21 protein-coding genes are annotated in these 19,913 nt (G+C 36.3%); all 21 read left to right on the forward strand.

What is annotated here, in order from left to right; translation table 11 throughout:
* The 21 genes from ACWG42_RS01760 (at position 1) to ACWG42_RS01860 (ending at position 19,908) form a co-directional block, all read left to right on the forward strand.
* Entirely contained in the window at positions 1–954 is a 954-nt protein-coding gene (locus tag ACWG42_RS01760; protein WP_455789779.1) for a D-2-hydroxyacid dehydrogenase, read from the forward strand.
* A gap of 66 nt (positions 955–1,020) precedes the next feature.
* Positions 1,021–2,190: an iron-containing alcohol dehydrogenase gene (locus tag ACWG42_RS01765; protein ID WP_455789780.1), complete on the forward strand. Its 1,170-nt coding sequence runs from the start codon at positions 1,021–1,023 to the stop codon at positions 2,188–2,190.
* Positions 2,191–2,213: 23 nt separating this feature from the next.
* The gene (locus tag ACWG42_RS01770; protein ID WP_455789781.1) at positions 2,214–2,891 is read left to right on the forward strand and encodes a fructose-6-phosphate aldolase; all 678 of its coding nucleotides are present in this window, start codon (positions 2,214–2,216) and stop codon (positions 2,889–2,891) included.
* Between the two features lie 469 nt (positions 2,892–3,360).
* Positions 3,361–4,344, forward strand: coding sequence for an NAD(P)-dependent oxidoreductase (locus ACWG42_RS01775; protein WP_455789782.1), 984 nt, complete (start codon positions 3,361–3,363; stop codon positions 4,342–4,344).
* A 29-nt stretch (positions 4,345–4,373) separates the two neighbouring features.
* Entirely contained in the window at positions 4,374–5,033 is a 660-nt protein-coding gene (locus ACWG42_RS01780) for a bifunctional 4-hydroxy-2-oxoglutarate aldolase/2-dehydro-3-deoxy-phosphogluconate aldolase (protein WP_455789783.1), read from the forward strand.
* Between the two features lie 62 nt (positions 5,034–5,095).
* On the forward strand, positions 5,096–5,581 hold the full coding sequence (locus ACWG42_RS01785) for a PTS system mannose/fructose/N-acetylgalactosamine-transporter subunit IIB (protein ID WP_455789784.1): 486 nt from the start codon (positions 5,096–5,098) through the stop codon (positions 5,579–5,581).
* A gap of 107 nt (positions 5,582–5,688) precedes the next feature.
* Positions 5,689–6,444: a PTS mannose/fructose/sorbose/N-acetylgalactosamine transporter subunit IIC gene (locus tag ACWG42_RS01790; protein ID WP_455789785.1), complete on the forward strand. Its 756-nt coding sequence runs from the start codon at positions 5,689–5,691 to the stop codon at positions 6,442–6,444.
* Position 6,445: 1 nt separating this feature from the next.
* Positions 6,446–7,273, forward strand: coding sequence for a PTS system mannose/fructose/sorbose family transporter subunit IID (locus ACWG42_RS01795; RefSeq protein WP_455789786.1), 828 nt, complete (start codon positions 6,446–6,448; stop codon positions 7,271–7,273).
* A gap of 63 nt (positions 7,274–7,336) precedes the next feature.
* On the forward strand, positions 7,337–7,750 hold the full coding sequence (locus tag ACWG42_RS01800; RefSeq protein WP_455789787.1) for a PTS sugar transporter subunit IIA: 414 nt from the start codon (positions 7,337–7,339) through the stop codon (positions 7,748–7,750).
* A gap of 21 nt (positions 7,751–7,771) precedes the next feature.
* Positions 7,772–8,278, forward strand: coding sequence for a hypothetical protein (locus ACWG42_RS01805; RefSeq protein ID WP_455789788.1), 507 nt, complete (start codon positions 7,772–7,774; stop codon positions 8,276–8,278).
* Between the two features lie 49 nt (positions 8,279–8,327).
* A complete protein-coding gene (locus ACWG42_RS01810) occupies positions 8,328–8,960 on the forward strand; it encodes a ketohydroxyglutarate aldolase (protein ID WP_455789789.1) in 633 nt (210 codons plus the stop codon).
* A gap of 1 nt (position 8,961) precedes the next feature.
* On the forward strand, positions 8,962–9,912 hold the full coding sequence (locus tag ACWG42_RS01815; protein ID WP_455789790.1) for a phosphoglycerate dehydrogenase: 951 nt from the start codon (positions 8,962–8,964) through the stop codon (positions 9,910–9,912).
* A 152-nt stretch (positions 9,913–10,064) separates the two neighbouring features.
* Positions 10,065–11,243: a mannitol dehydrogenase family protein gene (locus ACWG42_RS01820; protein WP_455789791.1), complete on the forward strand. Its 1,179-nt coding sequence runs from the start codon at positions 10,065–10,067 to the stop codon at positions 11,241–11,243.
* Positions 11,244–11,254: 11 nt separating this feature from the next.
* Entirely contained in the window at positions 11,255–12,397 is a 1,143-nt protein-coding gene (locus ACWG42_RS01825; RefSeq protein ID WP_455789792.1) for a mannitol dehydrogenase family protein, read from the forward strand.
* The gene (locus ACWG42_RS01830) at positions 12,390–13,079 is read left to right on the forward strand and encodes a ribulose-phosphate 3-epimerase (protein ID WP_455789793.1); all 690 of its coding nucleotides are present in this window, start codon (positions 12,390–12,392) and stop codon (positions 13,077–13,079) included. The genes ACWG42_RS01825 and ACWG42_RS01830 overlap by 8 nt, the downstream gene beginning before the upstream one ends.
* Positions 13,076–13,723 (forward strand): ribulose-phosphate 3-epimerase, encoded by a 648-nt coding sequence (rpe, locus tag ACWG42_RS01835; RefSeq protein ID WP_455789794.1) that lies wholly within the window; start codon positions 13,076–13,078, stop codon positions 13,721–13,723. The genes ACWG42_RS01830 and rpe overlap by 4 nt, the downstream gene beginning before the upstream one ends.
* 44 nt (positions 13,724–13,767) lie before the next feature.
* Positions 13,768–14,895, forward strand: a complete 1,128-nt coding sequence (locus ACWG42_RS01840) for a CdaR family transcriptional regulator (RefSeq protein WP_455789795.1) — start codon at positions 13,768–13,770, stop codon at positions 14,893–14,895.
* A 162-nt stretch (positions 14,896–15,057) separates the two neighbouring features.
* Positions 15,058–16,191, forward strand: a complete 1,134-nt coding sequence (locus tag ACWG42_RS01845) for a glycerate kinase family protein (RefSeq protein WP_455789796.1) — start codon at positions 15,058–15,060, stop codon at positions 16,189–16,191.
* A gap of 194 nt (positions 16,192–16,385) precedes the next feature.
* Positions 16,386–17,282: an ROK family protein gene (locus ACWG42_RS01850; protein WP_455789797.1), complete on the forward strand. Its 897-nt coding sequence runs from the start codon at positions 16,386–16,388 to the stop codon at positions 17,280–17,282.
* Positions 17,283–17,505: 223 nt separating this feature from the next.
* The gene (locus ACWG42_RS01855) at positions 17,506–18,645 is read left to right on the forward strand and encodes a Fic family protein (protein ID WP_455789798.1); all 1,140 of its coding nucleotides are present in this window, start codon (positions 17,506–17,508) and stop codon (positions 18,643–18,645) included.
* Positions 18,646–18,885: 240 nt separating this feature from the next.
* Entirely contained in the window at positions 18,886–19,908 is a 1,023-nt protein-coding gene (locus ACWG42_RS01860; RefSeq protein WP_455789799.1) for a Gfo/Idh/MocA family protein, read from the forward strand.
* Positions 19,909–19,913 lie beyond the last annotated feature (5 nt).

Raw genomic sequence — 19,913 nt, forward strand, 5'->3', positions numbered from 1 at the left:
ATGGAAATCGTTATATTAGATGGGTATTGCGAAAACCCAGGAGATCTTACTTGGGAAGGATTTGAAAAGATTGGAAAAGTGACCTATTATGATCGTACAAAGGATGAAGATGTTATTGATCGTATAGGAAATGCACAATGCATCATTATCAATAAGACTAGAATTACAAAGGAAGTAATGGAAGCTTGTCCTGCGTTAAGATACATTGGTGTTCTTGCGACGGGGTATGATGTTGTTGATGTAGAGGCAGCAAAAGCCAAAGGAATCGCATGTACCAATGTGCCAGGGTATGGAACAGATACTGTTTCACAATATGCAATCGCAATGTTGTTGGAAGTGTGTAATCGCGTTGGTCATCACAATGATGAAGTAAAAAAACAACGTTGGTCAAATAGTGAGGACTGGTGTTTTTGGGATTACCCGCTAATTGAGTTGGCAGGAAAAACAATGGGTATTGTTGGTTTTGGTAGAATTGGTCAGGCAACTGGAAATATTGCTCGTGCATTAGGAATGAACGTTGTGTATTATGATGCGTACGTAAAACCAGAATGTGTTCCAGGATACACTTCATTATCGCTTGAAGAATTACTCGCAAGTAGTGATGTAGTTGCGCTTCATTGTCCACTTACAAAGGATAATGAACAAATGATGAATAAGAATACATTTGCACTCATGAAGAAAAATGCTATCTTAATCAATAATGCGAGAGGTCGATTAATCCATGAAGAAGATTTGGCACAGGCATTGCGTGATGGCGTTATTTATGCGGCAGCACTTGATGTAATGTACACTGAACCAGTAGCTTTTGATAATCCATTATTGTCTTGTGATAATTGCATTATCACACCACATATTTCTTGGGCTACGAAAGAAGCAAGAAGTCGTATTATGAATTGTGCACAAGACAATTTACAAGCATTTTTAAATAATGAATCTGTAAATCGTATCGTTTAATGAAACTGCGTAAGGTAATCCTTGCGCTTTCGTATTATAATAGAAAGGTAAATAGGAGGTAGAAACATGAGTTTTAAAATGCATATACCAACAAACTTGTTATTTGGTGAGGGTACTCTGTCACAACTTCATGAACAGAAGATGCCAGGAAAACATGCATTGATCCTTATCACGAATGGAAAATCCACTAGAGTTAACGGGTATCTAGATCGTCTTATGATGGAATTAGATAAAGCAGAAGTTACATATGATATCTTCGATAAAATACAGGCTAACCCATTAAAGTCAACCGTTATGGAAGGCGCAGCCTTCGCAAGAGAACATCGTAGCGAATTTGTAGTGGCACTAGGTGGAGGAAGCGTTATGGATGCAGGTAAAGCAATCTGCGCGATGGCAACAAATGAAGGTGATCTTTGGGATTATATAGGGAATGGCACCGGCAAAGGAATGCCACTACAACATGATCCGCTTCCACTAATTGCAATTTCTACGACTGCAGGAACAGGCTCTGAAATTGATATGGGTGCAGTAATTACCAATGAAGAAACCTATGAAAAAGCTGGATTCATCCACCCATTAAACTTTCCTGTGTTATCTATCGTTGATCCCTCCTTAATGTGTAGCGTTCCACCAAAGTTTACTGCATTTCAAGGATTTGATGCTTTGTTTCATAGTTTGGAAGGATACATTTCCAACAAAGCAAATCTATTAAGTGATATGTATGCACTTACTGCAATTGAAAAGGTAGCAAAATACTTACCAGCTGCAGTCCATGAAGGAAAGAATATGGAAGCAAGAGAGAATATTGCTTTTGCGAACACATTGTCGGGTATCGTTATGGTTGTGGGATCCACTACCAGTGAACACTCTTTAGAGCATGCGTTGTCCGCATATCACCAAGAGTTGCCACATGGAGCTGGTTTGCTTATGATAAGCAAGGCATACTTTACCCATTTCATTCAACAACATGTGTGTGATGAACGATTTATTAAAATGGCACAAGCTATGGGGAAAAGTGATGCTAGTGATCCTATGGATTTCATAGAGGTATTGGATCAATTACAAAAAGCATGTTATGTAGACGATTTGAAAATGTCGGATTATGGTATTAAACGCGAAGAATTTGATACCTTTGTGAAAAATGCAAAATCTGCGATGAGTAGATTATTTGCGAATGATCGTGTAGCATTATCCGATGAAGATTGCAAAGCAATCTATGAAGCATCTTATAAGTAAATAAGTTAGGAAGGAAATAGAATATGAAAATTTTAATTGATCATGCGGATATAAATCAAATCAAACGTTTATACGATATATATCCAATCGATGGAGTAACTTGTAATCCAACGATTTTAAAAGCAGGAGGTAAACCTCCCTATGATGTGCTAAAGGAAATACGTGAGTTTATAGGGGATGATGCTCAGCTTCATGTACAAGTTATTTCAAGTAAAGCAGAGGATATGGTAGAAGAAGCACATCATATTCAAGAAGTATTAGGAAAGAATACATATATTAAAATTCCTGTAATACCTCAGGGCTTGAAGGCTATGAAAATATTATCTAAAGAAGGCGCGAATATTACAGGTACTGCGATATATAATCAAATGCAAGGGTTCCTGGCAGCGAAAGCAGGTGCACATTATGTGGCACCATATGTAAATCGTATCGATAATATGGGGTATGATGGTGTCAAAGTCGCAAAAGATATTCATGATGTATTGACAAAGTCAGGTTTGAAATGTGATTTGTTGGCAGCGAGCTTTAAGAACTCTCAACAAGTATTAGAACTTGCTACCTATGGTGCAGGAGCTTGCACCATTGCGCCAGATGTTATCGATGGGTTGATTCGCATGGATGCTGTTACTGCGGCAGTGGAAGCATTCACAAAAGATTTTGAGACCTTATGTGGTGAACATAAGACAATGAACAACATTTAATAAATAGACTAAAAAGGAAAACGCAAATGTTCTCCTTTTTTTGTTATAGAATAAAAAACATAAGAAAAGAACAAATTCAAGGATAATAACTTACCAATATTTACCAAGGTAAAATTATGAAAATACATGCTATACTCGAAGAAATTAGAAATATGTAGAAAATATCAAATATTATAGTGTCAAAAAAATTAAATACATAACACATTGATGACACGAATCGTTGTGAAATGTGTTTTTTTTATAACACACATCCATATTTTTAAATCTTATTAGAAATTACGAAGAAGCAAAAAATTTATAGAAGATGAATAAAACCCTTAAAACAAGGGCTTTCTATTATTTTGCAGTGTGACACACAAGAGGTATTTGTGTCAGTTTGACATAGAAAGCGTTTTCATTAAGATGATAAGTGTAACGAGTGATAGGGCTTACATATGTTTACACGAGACACTTATTTTGGAGGGATGAAATGGAGAAAATAGCAGTCATCAATATTACGAGCTTTGGCCGAGAGTTCCCAGAGTATATAGAAGAACTCGAATCAAAAGTTGGTAAGGTTGATAAATTCTTACTTCCAGCGGATATGGATGGGGCTACACTCGCTGAAAGGTTGGATGGTTACTCCTATATATTATTAGGCAACTATCCTCAATTTGACGAAACATTCTTCTCATTACAAAAAGATGTAAAACTCATCGCAAGACATGGAATTGGTTACAACAACATTGATTTGGAAAGTGCAAGGCGTCATGGTGTATTTGTAACAGTGATTCCACATGTAGTAGAAGAAGATGCAGTCGCAGAACAAGCAGCAGCATTATTAATGGCAGTATCAAAGAATATTGTACGTGCGGATCAAAAAGTACACATTGGGCAGTGGAACATCAACCGCCAAGAAATCATGGGATATCAGTTGCGGGATGGTGTAACAGGAATTATAGGTTGTGGACACATAGGAAAACGTATGGCACAAATTATGAAATATGGATTCCATAATAGAATACTTGCATATGATCCTTATTTGAGTAAGGAAGATGCAGATCTTCTGGGTGTTGAACTTTGTGACCTCATAACGTTATTACAGACTTCCGACTTTATAAGTCTACATGCAAATCTAAATGAAAATAGTAAACATCTTATCAATGCGGAAACATTACAACATGTTTCCAAACATGCCATTTTGATCAATACAGGGCGAGGTGGTCTGGTAGATGAAGAAGCACTTGCGGACGCATTAGAACAAGGACAGTTAGCAGGATATGGCGCTGATGTCGCAGGGTATGAACCAATGGATGTGAATTCAAGATTACTAAAGATGGAAAATGTTACCATCACACCACATTCGGCAATTTACAATCGTACTTGCATGTCTCATATGAATCGTAAAGTCATGGAAGATGTGTACTTGGTTGCAAGTGGGAAGCGACCAAATGAAATTATCAATGGATTATAGAATGAATAGAAAGCGTAGGGAAAACACATATGAATAAAGAACAAGTAATTCAGACAATTGAAAACGAAAAAATTGTAGTTATCACTAGAGGTATCCTAGGAGAAGATTTAATGAAGTTGGCAAAAGCATTATATAAAGGAGGCATTCGTTGTTTTGAAATAACGTATGATCCTGCAGATCCAAATACTTGTGAAAGCGTAAAAGAAAACATTCAAGCATTAGATGCCGAGTTCAAAGGCGATTTGATGTTGGGTGTAGGAACTGTACTTACAAAAGAACAGGTTCAAAATGCGAAAGATGCTGGTGCGAAATTCATCGTATCTCCAAACTTTGATCCAGAAATTGTGGCAGAGACAAAAGCACTTGGATTGGTATCCATGCCAGGATGTATCACACCTTCAGAAATATGTGCAGCAGATAAAGCGGGAGCGGACTTCATCAAATTGTTTCCTGCAGGAACCCTTGGTATTAAATACTGTAAAGACGTATACGCTCCCATCCATCATGTGAAATATATCGCAACGGTAGGTGTAAGTGAAGAAACCTTTAAGGAATATTTAGATTTAGGATTCAGTGGAGCTGGTATTAGTTCACAATTAGTAGATAAAAAATGTCGAGATGCAGGGAACTATGAAGAGTTGACAAGAAGAGCACAACGCTTTGTAGATATTGCTAAATCATATAAGTAAGTACACGCAGATAGACGTGTAACATACACTCGCTGATGCAAAGCGAAAAAGGAGATCATAATATGGAAAATTTAAAGCTTACAAGAATTGACTTTCGTCTCATTCACGGTCAAGTAATGACTCGTTGGGTAGCAAAGTACAACATTGAAGACATCGTTGTTATCGATGATCGTTCTTCAAAAAGTCCGATCTTAAAGAAAATCTTATTAGGGGCAGCACCTTCAGGTGTAAAAGTAGAAGTAGATTCTATCGAAGAAGCTGCGGCTAAATGGGCAGAAGGTAAATTCCCAAAACGTAATTTACTAATCCTATTTAAGAACACGACGCAAGCACTTACTGCATGGAATGCAGGAATCAAATTCCCAGCTTTACAAGTAGGTGGAATCGAAGGAAGCGGCGACAAGAAAAACATTTATAAAAATGTAGTTATGTCAAAAGCGGAAATGGAAGAACTAAAGGTTATGCACGATGGCGGTGTTGAAGTCTTCATGCAACCTATTCCAGAAGACAACCCATATCCGTTTAAAGATGTAGTTTCAAAATTCTAGAAGCTACACATATAAATAAGAAAGTGAGTGGTGTAGAAAGAACAAAATGTAAAGGGAAAAAGAATGATTTAAACAAAGATTTGTACATATAAGGAGGAAAATAAAATATGGTACAAGCACTATTAATGGGTCTGCTTGCATTTGTAAACGGTATTCAAGGACCTTACCACTGGTATTTCTTTAGAGAACCAGTTATGGCAGGTTTCTGGGTAGGTTTAATCTATGGAGATCCTGTTCAGGGGACAATTATTGGGGCAACAATCAACGTTTCATACTTAGGATGGATTTCAGCTGGTGGAGCAAATGCTTCTGACTTATATTGGGCTGGTCTATTAGGAACATTCGTAGCAATCAAAGCAGGTATGTCCATAGAGACTTCCGTAGCATTTGCTGTTCCAATTGGATTATTAGGTAACTACGTACATGTTGCGTACATGACAGTGGCTTCTATTTGGCCAGTACGAATGGATGCTCTGGCTGCCAAAGGGAACTGGAGAGGAATACGTAGAATTCAGTTCTTAGGTGGTCCAGCAATCGTACTATGCTTACGTGCTATTCCAGTATTCTTAATTGCATTATATGGTAGTGAATATATTCAAACATTGATCAACTCTATCCCTACATGGGCAATGAGTGGACTTGCTGCAGTTGGTAAATTGTTACCTGCATTAGGTATGTCAATGCTTATGAAATTTATGTACAAGAAAACATTATTACCATTCTTCGTACTTGGATTTGGTATCGCAGCTTACTCTGGAATGACAGATTTATTGCTATATGCATTAATCGGTGTATGTTTGGCATTCATCTTAATCAAATTAGGATTCAATAAAGAAACAGAAGAAAGTGAAGGAGCTGAATAGTATGGCAGAAAATAAAAGAGCACTAACTAAAAGAGATGTCCAGAAAACAGCCTTCTTCTGGCACATGACATCACATATGACGTATAACTACCAGCGTTTACAGGCAGGATCACTTGCCTCTATCATGGGTCCGTTATTTGAAAAATTATATCCAAATAATCAAGAAAAAATGATTGAAGGTTTACAACGTCACATGTTGTATTTCAACACAGAACCACGTTGGGGAGCAGTACTTCCAGGTATCGTAGTAGCATTGGAAGAAGGTCTTGCGAATGATGAAAGTGGCGATATGGATGCTTCTATCATCACAGAAATTAAAACAGCGTTAATGGGTCCTTTAGCAGGAATCGGTGATACGGTTTGGGCAGGACTTGTAAAACCTATCATTCTAAGTGTTACCCTTGGTTGGGCAATGCAAGGATATGTATGGGGTGCATGGGTATATGGTCTTGGAGTTACCTTACTAGATTTTGCAGTTACATACTTTATGTTTATGCGCGGTTACCAATTAGGTATGGATTCTATCGATAAATTCCTAGAAAGTGGATTCGTTAAGAAAATTACAACGTTCCTCGGTATTGTCGGTTTATTCTGTCTTGGCGCAATGATTGTAAAATACGTTAGCATCAATGCCGTATTAGAAATAACAATGAAAACAGGTACCTTGAAACTCGGAGAAATTATGAACAAAATCTTCCCTTGTTTAGTACCATTGTCAGTTACATTATTTGCATATTGGTTGCAAGTAAAAGGTAAAAAAATAACAACTGTATTAATTGCATTATTTATCATCGGATTTATCGGTGGAGCAATTGGACTGTTAGGTTAGTAAACAACAATGGAGAAACCTAAAGTAAAGGTTTCTCCATATTTAAAAAAAGGAGATATTTATATGATCAAGTTAATGATAGTAACACATGGGCCATTAGCAGATGCCTTGAAGGAAAGCTCTGCCATGTTTTTTGGAAGTATGTCAAACGATGTAGAAACAATTGGACTATATCCAACGGAAAATCCAGAAGAATTAAAAGAAAAAATCTGTGAAAAAGTAGAAAGTTTGGATGATGGAGATGGTGTCATGATTTTCGTGGATATCTTTGCAGGATCTCCATTCAATATGACAGCGTTGGCAATTGATGAATTAAAAGGTGCACATAAAATACAATGTTTTACAGGAGTGAATATGCCATTTTTAATGGAGGCATTATCTAGCTGCCAAAGTATGAAGATGGAAGAATTGACAAAACACTTGACTTCGATTGCGAAAGATACAATCGTAGATTTAAGACTTGCTCTAGATTTATAAAAAGAAAAGGAAGTACACATTATGGTAAACGGATGGAACGTAGAAGCTTTTCATGATAAACGAAATAGACGACTTTTACATCTTAAGAAACAAGATATATATTATCAGTTGAATGAGAAAGATGAGAAGTTTGTTACGCTACTAAAAAACAACGAGATCAATGCAGTATCTATAGCAGCAATTGCTGGATATTTTTTGAAACTGCATCCAGTATGGTGGATCGTGATTATGGCAGTCATATATGGAGCGTATTTATGGTTCTTTAATGCAAAAGTGTTACCAAAGCTATCCACCGTTAAGAACAAAAAAATAGAAAAGAAATTGGAGAAATCATCATCTTCTAAAAGTACATTATTCTTTGGAATAGGATTTTTCGTAATAGCGATTGGTCTTGTTCTATGTATTTTCCTTGACCAAGTACAAAATGATTTCGAAATGTACATGGTCATAGGATTCTCAATCTTTGCCTTTGTTATGGGGGCAATGCAAGTACGAAAATATTTCAGTACAAGAACAGTAAAAGCATAACAACAGAATAGGAAAATAGAATGTCGATTGACATTAGGAGGATATACAAATGTTCAAAGCAGAAACAATCTGTAGAATTAAAAACACAGGAATCATGGGAATCGTTCGTGTAGAAACGATTGAACGTGGGATTGAAATCGCAAAAGGATGCATTGAAGGTGGTGTTGATGTATTGGAAATTAGTTACACCAACAACAATGCAGGAGAGGTTATTCGCGCATTGAAGAAAGAATTTGGAGATCAATTATTGGTTGGTGCAGGAACTGTTTTAGATCCTACAACAGCACGATTAGCAATCATGGATGGTGCAGAATTTATCATTGCGCCTACATTCGATAAAGCAGTACAAGAAATGTCGAATTTATATCAGATTCCTTATGCACCAGGGTGTACTTCTTATTCAGAAATGATGGATGCTTTAAAAGCTGGAGCCTCTTTCATTAAAGCATTCCCAATATCAAATTATTATGGACCAGATTTGGCTAAAACATTTAAAGTACCTGTTCCATTTATGCCGATTTTAGCAAGTGGAGGAGCTACTTTTGATAATCTTCACCAATGGTATGAGAATGGTGTGGACAGTGTTGGAATTGGTGGGTTACTAACAAAAGGAAGCAGTGAAGATATCGCTAAAAATGCGAAAAAGTTACGTGAAATCGCTGTAAAGACAAGAGGATACTAATATGAGCAAAGGTAGTATTTTAGTAACGCCTAGAGGATATGCGAAATACGGAGAAGAAGCAGAAAAACGTCTCGTTGCATTAGGATATGAAATGAATGTAAACCGTACGGGAAAACCAGTCTCAAGAGAAGATTTCGTACGTATGGCGAAAGAGTCTACAGGAATTATTGTAGGAGTGGATGAACTAGATGGTGATTTACTTAGAGAATGTAAACAATTAAAAGCAGTTGTTAAATTTGGTGTAGGAACTGATAACATCGATTTGGATGTCGCAAAAGAGTGCAATATTAAAGTAGGACGTTGTGTTGGTTCTAATTCCAATGCAGTTGCGGAATTAACGATTGGGATGATGTTTGCGGCTGCGAAATGGATTGTTTCAACCAATGTGGATATACGTCAAGGTGGTTGGGGAAAACCAACTGGATATGAATTGTATGGAAAAACGATTGGTATTATTGGATTTGGAAATATAGGGAAACATGTTGCACGTATTGCACGTGGGATTGGAATGCAAGTACTTGCATTTGATGTGTTTGATATAGATGCTAAAGTTTTAGATGAATATGGCGCAAAACAAACTAGCGTAGATGAAATTCTAAAGACTGCTGATTTCATATCTTTACATACGCCACTTACAGAAGAAACAAAAGATATGATCCATACAGAGCAATTTAAAATGATGAAGCCTACCGCAATCCTAGTGAATGCTGCGCGTGGTGGAATTGTAAATGAAAAAGCGCTTTATGAGGCACTAAAGAACAAAGAAATATTTGCGGCAGCATCGGATGTATTTACAAGTGAACCTCCAATAATGGAAGAGGAATGGGTGAATGAATTGATTCATATGGATAACTTCATCTTAACTTCACACATCGCTTCTAGAAGTGTAGAGGCAGAAGCAAATACAGTCAATATTGCGACAGAACAAATGATTCAATTATTAGAGGACTAGCGTGATGATCTCCAAGATACGATTGACCATACAATCGTATCGCTAGCACACTACAGATGAAGCAGTGTTCTACACTGCCCATCTGTTTTGTACATGAAGGAAGACGATGCGCAATATATCGTCATGAAGATATGACAGAAAGTAGGTATATTATGAATGTAATGATTTTAGGGGCAGGACGTATAGGACGCGGATTTATTGCGGAGTTGATGACATTGAATGGAGAAGATATCACATTCTTTGACGCAAGTCAGGCAATGGCAGATAAACTGAATGAAAAGAAAGAATATACGATTCATGTCCTAGGGAATGAAGACATGAATGTAGAGATGCACAATGTAAAAGCAAACTTCTTCTATGATGGAGAAATGTTAGCTGATTGTTGGGCAAAGAGTGATTTTATCTTTACTGCTTGTGGTGGTAAAAACATGGCTAATGTTGGAGAAACTTTAGCTAAAGCATTTAAAGTAATGGTGAAAAACAATACCGTACATACAGCAAATATTGTTACTTGTGAAAACTGGATTGATCCAGCTAAAGATTTAAAAGACAATATCGTAAAAAATTTAACTCCAGAAGAAGTAGAGCTATTTGAGAAGTATATCGGAGTAAGTGAATCCGTTATTATGTGTACAGGAACAGGCGCACCTGATCCTAGCAAAGTAACGAATGAAATGGATACCTGGGTACAAAATCTTCGCTATTTACCAATTGATTTTGACCGCATCAAAGGAGAGGTACCAAATTGGCAATATATTGAATTTGTACGTGACTTTGGTGATCTATTAAAACAAAAAATCTATACAAACAATACTAGTGTTGCGACAGTATCCTACCTTGGTAAATTAAAAGGATTAACATATGTTGCGGATTCTTCTAATGATCCTGAAATAGAACCAATTTTAGATCAAGTATATGAAGAAATAAATGGTGCATTGATCAAAGGGATGGGAATTGATGAAGCAAGTCAATTGAAATTCTCTAAAACAGCAAAAGCAAAATATACAGATCGTGCGATTGTAGACTTAGTGGATCGTATCGCTCGTGATCCAATTCGTAAACTCGGACCAGAAGATCGCTTCATTGGACCAATGAGCATTGCTTTACAAGCAGGTGTAACACCTAAAGCAATTGCACTAGGTGCAGCTGCCGCATTATATTTTGATAACCCAGAAGATGAAGATGCGAAGAAGTTGAAACTTATGCGTGAAAGTAAAGGCGTAGATTATGTATTAGAAAACATATCCAAAATTGATCCAAATGGAGACGTTGCGCTTTTGATTAAGGAAGCCATTGAAGAATTAAAAGCCAAGGGCTGGATCAAAGAATAGGAGGATAATACATGAAAAAAGCAGTTGTTATTGGTGCAGGTCAAACAGGGAGAGGATATGTAGCACGCTTCCTTTTCCAAAGAGATTATGAGATTACCTTTATTGATAAAAATGAAGAACTTGTACGTATGTTGGATGAAGATAAAGCATTCTGTATTCACTTTTACAAAAGAGATCGTACCCCTATCTATATCCATGATTTCAAAGCATATACTACATATTCAAGCGAGGCAACACAAGCAATTAAAGAAGCAGATTTCATCTTTACTTCTACAGGAGAACAAAACTTAGGTGATGTGGCAAATCAAGTGAAAGATGCGATGAAAGGGAAAACGAAAAAAACAGTATTCCTTACTGCAGAAAATGGTATCAATCCTGCACGCGTCCTTCGTAACCATTTGATAGATGCTGGTATAGATAGCGAATACACAGTAACGCAAACAGCTGTCTTTACCTCTACTGTAAGTATTCATGATACACGCTTAGATACGCTATCCATGAATGAATCTTATTTCCCATATGATGCGGATGAATTGGATGAATTAGATTTTGAAGGTGCATTACCAGTTCATAACTTTGAAAAATTCTTTAAACGTAAAATTTATACTTATAACTGTTTAGCAGGTCTTATTTCTTATTGTGGATACATCAAAGGATATGAAGTGTATGGAGATGCAGCATGTGATCCAGATGTAGATGAAACCATGATGCGTTTGATGGAAGAATTAAATCCAGCACTACAAGATTATTTCCAAATCACTAAGGAAGATCAAGAAGCATTTACAGAGCGTGCTTTAGCAAAATTCAGAGATAAGAGTATCCTAGACTACAATATAAAAAATGGACGTGCACCAATGCGTAAATTAGGTCCAACGGAACGCATCATGTCACCAATGCAAATTCTATTAGATCACGATAAAGATCCACGTATCTTAGAATTTGTTGCGGCAGCAGCACTCGTATATTGGGAAGAATTACAAGGAAAGAGCGAACCTAAACTAGAAAAAGACTTAATCACAACCTTCTGTGAAATCAATGATTTAAGTGGTGATGAAGATGTCGTAAAACATGTAAAAGAATACTTATACGAAATCAAAAAACATCGTGATAACATCAATATCATAGATATTATGTTTGGGAAAAAACATGCATAGTGTAAACTATGATCACCCTATTTTAGTAAGCGGTTCTTTATCTTGTATCAATGTAATGAACATAGAAAAAGCGATACAAGAAATCAATGAAAGTGAACTATCATTTCTACATTATGATGTTGTCGATGGACGCTTTAACAATTGCTTTGTATTTGGTGATTTAATTCTAGAGAAGCTACGTCCACATACCGATAAACCAATCGAAGTACATTTGGCGGTAGAAAACGTTGAAGTTTATATCGAACCATTTATCAAAGCAGGAGCTGACTATATCGCCGTACATTATGAGACAAAATGCAATCATAAAGAAGTATTCGCGAAGATACGTGAACTTGGTGCAAAACCAATATTAGCATTTCGTTGCGATAGCGAAGTACCTGAAGATTTTATTTCCCTAGCAAAAGAAGTGGAGTGGATTTTAAAACTTACCGTAAATCCAGGATATGCAGGGCAGAAGATACAACCACAGGCAATTCAACATATTGAAGTCATGCGTCAACAGCTACAACAACATGGATTAACCACAAAAATACAAGCAGATGGAAATATCAATTCTGAAACGATACCACTTGTGGTAAAAGCAGGTGCAGATATTTTAACTGGTGGTACATCAGGATTATTCCAAAAAGGAAAAACTGTTCAAGAGAACTTAGATAATATGAGAAAGGCGGCGATTTTATGAGTTTGTTGTGTCCAAGCATGATGTGTGCAGATTATGGCGCATTGAAACAACAGATTATAGAGTTAGATGAAGCCGGGTGTGATATCTTTCATTGTGATGTTATGGATGGTTCATTTGTACCCAATATGACAATGGGTATTATGGATATAAGTACCATTCGTAAGTACACAAAAAAGATGGTGGATGTGCACTTGATGATCGAACAACCATCTACCAAAATAGATTGGTTTATAGAAGCCGGTGTAGATTTAATTTATATTCATCCAGAGGCAGAACGATACCCAATTAAAACCTTGTCTTATATTAGAGAAAAAGGAAGGCTTGCAGGAATTGCGATCAATCCAGATACAAGTATTACCATGATTGAAGAAGTACTTCATGTATGTGATTATATTCTGGTAATGAGTGTAAACCCTGGTTTTGCAGGTCAAAAATTTATTGATTTTACAGATGATAAAATCAAAAGACTCATTGAAATGAAAAATACATATGGCTTTAAGATCGTGTTAGATGGAGCTTGTTCGCCAGACATCATTCAAACATATTCAAAACTAGGAGTCGATGGTTTTGTATTAGGAACCAGCGCCCTCTTTAAAGAAAACGTGAGCTATAAAGAAGCAATCGATCAATTAAGAACATTATAATTCTATATGGTTGATGAGGAACCATATAGTGCGAGGAACTATCTATGCAAATATCTACGAAGACAGCAGCACAGATCATTTCAGAAATAAATAAGGTAATTCCTTATAAAATCAACATCATGAACCATGATGGTTTGATTATCGCAAGCAGTGATACATTGCGCATCCATGAGATTCATATGGGTGCGCGTTATCTGGTGGAACACCACCTAGAAGAACTACCCGTAACACAAGATAACGAATACGATGGAGGAAAACCAGGGACCAATCTTCCCATCGTTGTACGCAATGAAATCGTAGGTGTCATTGGGATAACAGGTGAATATGAAAAGATACGTCCCTACGCACAGATTATCAAGCGTATGACAGAAATCCTCGTTATGGACGATCTGTTAAAAAGTGAACAAATGCGCAAGACCTATCAAATGAATAGCTATCTGTATGAATGGATACATTCACAATCCTCTGTACAAGAAAAAGAACTCTATGAAAGAGGGCTCTTGATTGGTATTAACATACGATGTAAACGTAGATTCTTACAAATGAAACCAAGTCATCCACTCTTTGAAGAACAGATGCAAGTACTGGAACAAATCCTACAACAGAAATTATATGGTGATCATGATGCCTTTTTCTTAAGAATGTCATCTTCCTATTTAATTGGTGTACATGAATGTAGCGATAAAGAAGTAGAAGCATGGATTCAAATGTTACATATGGAAATACAGGATAAATTAGGATGTGGAATCTATGTAGGAATTGATCAAAAAAACAACAAACAAAAACTTGTATATGAACAATATAAACAAGCGAAAAGAGCTTTACGAGCAGGCATTGCACAAGAGAAAACAATATATTTCTATAAAGATATTTCAATGGATATCTTCATGGAAGAAATTGCATCCACTACGAAGAAGGAATTTATTCAAAAGGTATTTAGAGACTATGAGAAAAGTGAACTAGCAGATATTATTCCGTTACTTGAATGTTATTATCGATGGAATGGTTCTATTCAACAAGCGAGTCAAGAGATGTATCTACACAAGAACACCTTACAAAATAGATTGAATAAAATAAAAGATCGAACTGGATATGATCCACGTTCATTAAGTGATATCCCTCTGTTTGTAATGGCGATTCATTTCTATCGGTTTCTAGAGACAAAAATATAATCATATAAGAGCGCAATCTGTTAGGTTGTGTTTTTATATGATGTTATCTAACACAAATAGATGTGTTGATATGTGTTTTCTGTAACCTAGGCTACTGAAAGGCAATACCTTATAATTTTATTAGGATAGAGTGAAGATACAATTGTATCTAAGAGGTGAGGTATGAAAGTTGTTGTTTCTGTGGATTCCTTCAAAGGAAGCTTATCATCCATGCAGGCAGGAAATGCGATCAAAGAAGGTATTGAGAAGTGTTCCAATGCAGAGGTAGTTATTTATCCATTATCTGATGGTGGCGAAGGCTTTGTAGAAAGCTATATGTCTTATAGGGAAGGCGTTAAGCGATTTGTAGAAGTAAAAGATGCGATGAATAGGGATATCAGTACATCTTATATGCTACAAGAGAATCCACAGATGGCGATCATGGAAATGGCGAGTATGTGCGGTATTGATCGTATCGATAAAGCAAAAAAAGAGGTATTATATGCGACGACGTATGGTCTTGGACAGATGATATTGGATGCGTTAGATCAAGGATGTCGAAGCTTTGTAATTGGAATTGGTGGAAGTGGAAGTAATGATGGTGGTAGTGGTATGCTACAAGCACTAGGGTATGAGTTGTTGGATGCGCAAGGGAAAGATATTCCATTGGGAGCGATTGGGTTATCTCAATTACACCATATTCAAATAGAAAAAGCGGATGCCCGATTGAAAGAATGCGAGTTTAAAATAGCATGTGATGTAAAAAATCCTTTGGTAGGGATTAATGGATGTAGTGCAATCTTTGGACCACAAAAAGGTGCAGATAAAGACATGGTCATAGAAATGGATACATGGATGAAGTCTTATGGTGATATCGTTTCACAGACGATTGTTGGTGGAGATCCACACACGCAAGGGAGTGGCGCGGCTGGAGGTTTGGGATTTGCTTTTTTATCCTTCCTAAAGGCAGATTTAATATCTGGAATACAATTGATTATGGAGAAGCAACATATCCGTGATTCCATTAAGAACAGTGATTATGTAGTAACTGGAGAGGGTTGTTTGGATGCACAAAGTGTGATGGGAAAGGCTCCTACAGGAATTGCGAAATTGGCTAAGTTGTTCCATAAACCAGTTATTGCATTTGCGGGAAATGTATCCAGTGATGCAGATCTTTGCAATACGCAAGGAATTGATGCTTTCTTTTGTATACAAAATGGACCATGTACATTGCAAGATGCTATGTGCACAGATAATGCATATCGTAATTTATCCAAAACATCAGAACAAGTATTTCGATTGTTACAAACAAAGTAAAGTACTCATCTACGGAGGGAGTGCTTTTTCTCTAAAGGGAATTGTAATTCTACCGCTGTTATTTAAATCTATTACAAAAGAAGCATTGATAAAGTAAACCTATTGAGTCAAGTTCTGTTTCTGAAATTCCAGAATGTATTTGGCAAGGCGTTCAAATACATGGTATGCTTATCCTATAGACAAGGAGCAATTATATGACATATACAGTAGGAATTGATGTAGGTGGTACAAATACACGAATCGCACTCATTAACGATGAATATCATATTGAAAATAGAGTGCAGTTTTCAACAGATACACAAGATCCAGTAAGCACTATTCAAAGAATAAAAGAAGCGATAGATTCTTTCGGTGTCGATATACAAGGCGTAGGTTTATCTTGTCCTGGACCATTAGATTTAATTAATGGGGTAGTTTTAACCACACCTAATTTATCGGGGAAATGGCATGGTTTTGCGATTAGTGAAGAATTACATAAAGCATTAGGTGTTCCTGTATACTTAGAAAACGATGCCAATTTAGCCTGTCTAGCAGAAGCTGTTTTAGGACAAGGTAAAGATTATAGATACGTACAGTTTATGACGATTTCAACGGGTGTTGGATCTGGCTTTGTAATCGATAAACAAATTTATCAAGGGGCACATGGGTTTGCGCATGAAATAGCCAATATACCTTTGTGGAAAGATGGACCAACGCATGGGAGTATTTATCCAGGTGGGGTAGAAGCAATCTGCAGTGGAACTGCGATTACATCTAGGGCAAACCAAAAAGGATTGCAAGTAAGCCATGCGGGAGAAGTACATGATCTTGCGAGTAAAGGAAATGAAATCGCAATGCAAATCATGGATGATGCAATGGAGTACCTAGCTAATACAATCTCTATTATATATGCATTTATGGATCCTGAAATTGTTATTTTAGGAGGAAGTGTTGCGTTAAAAATTGATGGTTTTGTGGAAGAAGTGAAAAAACGAGTGATTGATAAAGTGTATCCAAATGTAAAAGAATTGGTACATATCGTTCGTACGGATTTAGATGAAGATAGTGGACTTTTAGGAGCTGCCTGTTTAGCATTTTTAAAAGAAAATTAGGGTAAATAAAATTTAAAGCGTCATACAACTTTATCAAAATTAAGTGCTCATAAATTATTTGAGTGCTTTTTTTATGGGTAAAAAAAATGATGGAAATTCATGGTAAAATAAAAGAATTAATTGAAATAACGAGCGCATTTTTTAAATGTTATTTCAACAAAACGTTGATTAGTTGAAATAAGAGGCATATAATAGACTTATAACTTCGAAATGAGGTGAAGTCATGAATCTTTCAGGAACTTATAAATCAAATCTATCTGGTGAAATGATGTATACATCATTTTTACCTAACGTTTTACCACCAAATCCGCCACTTTTATTAGATGAAACTCTTTTGGAGTTGTTGGTAAAAGCGAATATTTCTATTGCAAAACTGGAAGCAATTAGCTCTAGATTGCCAAGTGTTCCTTTGTTTGTGTCTATGTATGTACGAAAAGAAGCCCTTCTATCCTCTCAAATCGAAGGCACACAGGCAACTCTTGATGATATACTAGATCCACATATAGAAAAAAACATCAATCAAAATATATCAGAAGTAATAAACTATATCAAAGCAACGGATTTTGCGACAGAAAGACTTAAAACATTACCCCTATGTTGTCGCCTTTTATTAGAAACTCATGAGATACTTTTGAGCGATGGGAGAGGAAGAGAAAAAAATCCTGGTGAATTTCGCCGAAGTCAAAACTGGATAGGATCACAAGGAAGTACATTAAAGAGCGCAAGGTATATTTCACCATCACCAGAGGATATGAAAAACGCAATGTCGGATTTAGAAAAGTATATCAATGAAATTGACAAAACCGATCCATTGATTAAGATTGCGTTAATTCATTATCAGTTTGAAACAATTCATCCATTCTTAGATGGGAATGGTAGAATAGGGCGATTGATGATCAATCTGTTTTTAAAGGAAAATAGAATGCTCACTTTTCCAACCCTTTATATCTCATATTATTTAAAACGTAATCGCATCGAATATTACGATAGGTTGAGTGAGGTAAGAGAAAAAGGCACTTTCGAACAATGGGTTATATTCTTTTTACAAGGCATCTATGAATCAGCAGAAGATTCTATTGAAACTATTGATGCGTTGGTGGAACTGCATAAAAAAAATCTTGCGATTATAAAAGAAACAGATACACGAACAGGGATTTTGAAAAAACTCTTTTATTACTTAGAGCAAACTCCTATTATCGATATCAAAAAAACTGCCATCGCACTTGGAAGTTCATATAACACAACCTCAACTGCGGTGAAAAAGCTTATGGAACAAGGTATCCTTGTTCAAGTAGATAATAATAAGCGGGAACGTTGTTTCGCATATGAAAAATATTTGGAAATTTTACGTAAGGATACGTAATGCTGAAATTATTTGATTAAATAAGATTAGTAAAACAATATGTAATTCTATTGAATAGTTCTTCTATGTGTTTCTTAAAGTACATCTAGAAGAGCTTTTTCTGTATCTTTTTTTACAGTTTTTGCAATGATTACTACGACAAAAAGAAGTAAAACTACAAAAATACAAAAAACTATTGAAGTATTACTTCTTATATGTTATATTCAATGTAGCAATACTACAAAAGGAAGGAGAGGTTTTATGAAGAAACTAAATGTTGCGGTTGTAGGTGCTGGTATCTATGGGAAAAATCATCTTGATGCCTACACATGCAATCCTAATGTAAACCTTGTCGCAGTATGTGATTTAAAGAAAGAAATAACAGATAAGGTTGCAGAAGAATATCATGTGAAAACTTACAATGATATCGATGAAATGTTAAACAATGAGGAGGTTGATGCAGTATCGGTTGCGACACCAGATCCATATCACAAAGATCCAGTGATGGCCGCAATACGACACAAAAAAGATGTATTGGTAGAAAAACCACTTGCGACATCTTCTGCAGATGCTTATGAAATCATCGAAGCTGCAGAAAAAGCAGGTGTTCGTGTTATGGTTGATTACCATAAAAGATGGGATATGGCCAGCATTGCGGTTAAGAATAAGTTAGCAGATCCTACGACAGGAAAGCCGGTACGTGGATATATGCGCATGGATAATATTTATGATGTAGCATTAAATTGGCTAAATTGGTCTGCCGATTCAAGTCCAGTGCATTTTGTGGGAACACATTGTTACGATTTGATTCGCTGGTATATGGGGTGTGAAGTTGTACAAGTATATGCAGTTGGACACAAAGGAATTTTAAAATCAAAAGGTGTAGATACTTATGATAGTATTACGGCAATCTTAGAATTTGAAAATGGATGTACTTGGACGGTTGAAAATGCTTGGATTTTACCGAATGGGTTTGCGAAAGCAGATGATGGATGCTCAGAAATTCTTTGCGAAAACACGTTGATTCGAGTAGATTCTCAAAAACGAGGAGTTGAATTCTTCGATGAACATAAACAACACACGCCAAATGTTAATTTTATACAAAATCACAATGGAAGAGCTATCGGGTTTGGTATTGATCCATTGAATGACTTTGTACGTTGTATACAAAATAATGAGCCTTTTATCGCAAACTTAAACGATGGTTTAGAAGCAGAGTTGATTGCGGAAGCTGTACATAAGAGTGCGGATACTAGACAAGTAGTGAAAATTCAAAGAAAATAAGGAAG

It is taken from the genome of Amedibacillus sp. YH-ame10 (assembly GCF_053848885.1).